This window comes from Mesorhizobium sp. WSM4820 (assembly GCF_055811075.1).
On the sequence record NZ_JBVVQN010000068.1, the window covers coordinates 1 to 1060 of the forward strand.

Sequence of the window (1060 nt, forward strand, 5' to 3'; positions counted from 1 at the left end):
GTGGGCTGGTGGCAACGGAGCGAGACCGAACACGCACTACACCGACTATCGGATCGTGATCTGGCGGACATAGGTATAGCGCGTCGCGATGTTCGCGAGTTCGCTTGGACTGGCACCGTCGCAGCCAGCGAGCGACGAAATAGATCACCGGCCGCTGCCATGGATGCGCTTGCCTGCGGGGAATCCCATGCCCCGAGCGGATGGGTGGAAGCCCTCGCTGATCCCTTTCGCGACGGCTCACGAATTAATGCGATGTCCACGAAGCCGCGGTCAACGCGATAACGCCGTCGGTCTTGAAACAAGCGTTACCAGAGGCAGACAGAATGCATGATGATGGGCTTTTCGACGAGAAGATCGCTGCGACCTACGATGATGATAAAGGCATCTCTGCGCCAGAGGTGATCGAGCCGGCCGTTGATCTCCTGGCCGAGCTCGCAGGAGGCGGGCGCGCCTTGGAATTCGCGATCGGAACCGGACGTATCGCACTTCCTCTCGCGCGGAAAGGGGTGCAGGTGGAGGGCATCGAGCTTTCGAGGCCGATGGTGTCTCGCCTTCGCGCTAAAGAAGGAGGCGCGGAGATATCGGTAGCGATCGGCGATATGGTAACGACGGATGTCGCGAGACGGTTCTCACTCGTCTACCTGGTTTTCAATACGATAAACAACCTGACATCGCAGGACGCTCAGCTCGCCTGCTTCCGGAACGCAGCCGCGCATCTCGAACCTGGTGGACACTTCCTGATTGAGGTCGGCGTGCCACCGCTTCAGCGGCTGCCGGTCGGCGAGACGATCCTGGCGTTCGACCACGGCGAAACGCATTGGGGCGTCGACGAGCACGACGTGGTGAACCAGAATTTCTCGTCCCATCACATCTGGCTCCATGACGGAAGCTATGAGCGATTCTCAGTACCGTTTCGTTATGCCTGGCCAGCTGAATTCGACCTTATGGCGCGACTGGCTGGTTTAAGGCTCAAAGAGCGTTGGGGCGGCTGGAAAAAGGAGCTGTTCACGCAGGTCAGCGATAAACATGTCTCCGTCTGGCAGAAGGTTGAAGGTTAGGA

The 1060-nt window shown here is 59.1% G+C and carries 2 protein-coding genes; both read left to right on the forward strand.

Annotated elements, in window-relative coordinates:
- The gene (locus AC0L2R_RS33730) at positions 1–282 is read left to right on the forward strand and encodes a DUF1127 domain-containing protein (protein ID WP_473514099.1); all 282 of its coding nucleotides are present in this window, start codon (positions 1–3) and stop codon (positions 280–282) included.
- 41 nt (positions 283–323) lie between these two features.
- The gene (locus tag AC0L2R_RS33735) at positions 324–1058 is read left to right on the forward strand and encodes a class I SAM-dependent DNA methyltransferase (protein WP_473514101.1); all 735 of its coding nucleotides are present in this window, start codon (positions 324–326) and stop codon (positions 1056–1058) included.
- The last annotated feature ends 2 nt before the right edge of the window (positions 1059–1060 follow it).

Coding starts and splice junctions, on each gene's coding strand:
- AC0L2R_RS33735 (WP_473514101.1), top strand. CDS start 324: ATGCATGATGATGGGCTTTTCGACGAGAAGATCGCTGCGACCTACGAT.